Origin of the sequence: Streptococcus sinensis, from assembly GCF_000767835.1 — a bacterium.
Lineage (GTDB): Bacteria > Bacillota > Bacilli > Lactobacillales > Streptococcaceae > Streptococcus > Streptococcus sinensis.
The window spans coordinates 1-1455 of sequence record NZ_JPEN01000008.1 but is presented as its reverse complement, the minus strand read 5'-3'; the positions used below and the strand labels follow the sequence as shown (position 1 = coordinate 1455).

The window sequence follows — 1455 nt, the reverse complement described above, 5'->3', positions numbered from 1 at the left end:
TATAAAATAATTAAGAAAGGGTTTATACTGGCGGAAGCTACCCGCTAATATAAATATAAGGTGACTTGTTATGAAATTTGTCATTGATAAAAGCTTAGCGGAACTTGGAATTACAAGCGTGGTGATTGGGATTGCCAAACATGTAGATCCACATGCTCCTCTCTCTGAGGCTTTTTTGAAGAGGCAGAAAGAAGCAGAAGCATGGGCTTTGAATTGTGATCTTGCTGAGGTGTCCGACCGTCCGACTATTCAGGGGTATAGGAATTTACTGCAGGCTGTCGGCCGCAGTGTCAAGAAAAATCCGCCCACTGTGCCAGCCTTAATTCGCAATATTCAGCATCGCGGCTCAATTCCTCGAATTAACAGTATTATTGATGTTTATAATGTAGAAGCACTGCATTCTCTGCTGGCCATCGGTGGGCACGATCTTGATAAAATTGGAAATCAGATTGAGTTTACAGTCAGTCAAAAAGAGGATGTTTTCTTGCCTATTTTATCCAAGGAGAAACATGTTTCCCCGACGGATTACGTTTATCGAGACGAAAAAGGAATTCTAGCTTGGTTGGATGTTCGTGACAGTGAGAACTATAAATTTGATGATAATACAAAGAATGCGATTTTTATCATTCAGGGTAATGCTCACACATCTGTTGATATGCGTTTAGAAGCCCTAGACCGGATTGCCCACGATTTGGCAGAAGCTATGCCAAATCTAAAATTTGAGAAATATGTAATCCATGCAGAGGAAAATTAGAGCGAATTAGCTGAGAATCGGTACAGTTGCTCTGCAAAATCGTTTTGCTTAGTATCGCTCTGAAATTGCAATGCTATAAAAAACAAGCATAGTTTTCTTCATATTTTGTTCTGTCCATCTTCAAAACTCAGCCATTGTTTTCGCTATGCTTTTTGACTAGACGCGGCGACTGCAGAACTTTATGGTATTTACTCTCTTACATTCCAAATGCAGTTGCCAACTCTTTTCTGAATAGATCTGAATAGAAAAGTCAAGATTTCATCGGCTGACTTGTTGTGTGAAACTATTCGTTTCGCATTTTCGGCATGAGAGAGCTAGTCTAGTATTTCCTTGTGTTAGCTCACTAAATGATATTTTGCTGAGATAAATTATCACTGATGAGATAGAAATCTTCTCGATTTCTGCTTGCAAATCTGGTATGTAGTAGATGAAGTGGAATTATCACTGATAAACTTTCGCTGTCATACATGTTAGAGACTTAAGTCTCACTTTATCTTATTTATTAAAGCTAAGTGGTATTTTTTCTATTAACGAAGCTATATAACAATTGGATTTTCTTTTTTCTTTTTTTATTCAGCAACACCGTCATTCTCTAGCTCTGTCCAGGGTTAGATAAGTTTTGTATATTTCACTTCTTCAAAAAGTTACAAAAAAGCAAAAAAAGTTCAAAAAAAGTGTTGACAAGAATTAGTTGAGGTGAT

Annotated in this window: 1 protein-coding gene; it reads left to right on the top strand. The window is 37.4% G+C overall.

Going from position 1 to position 1455, the window contains the following annotated elements; genetic code table 11:
- Nucleotides 1-70: 70 nt before the first annotated feature.
- Nucleotides 71-754: a B3/B4 domain-containing protein gene (locus SSIN_RS00175; RefSeq protein WP_037614408.1), complete on the top strand. Its 684-nt coding sequence runs from the start codon at nucleotides 71-73 to the stop codon at nucleotides 752-754.
- Nucleotides 755-1455: the final 701 nt, after the last annotated feature.

Coding starts and splice junctions, on each gene's coding strand:
- SSIN_RS00175 (WP_037614408.1), top strand. CDS start 71: ATGAAATTTGTCATTGATAAAAGCTTAGCGGAACTTGGAATTACAAGC.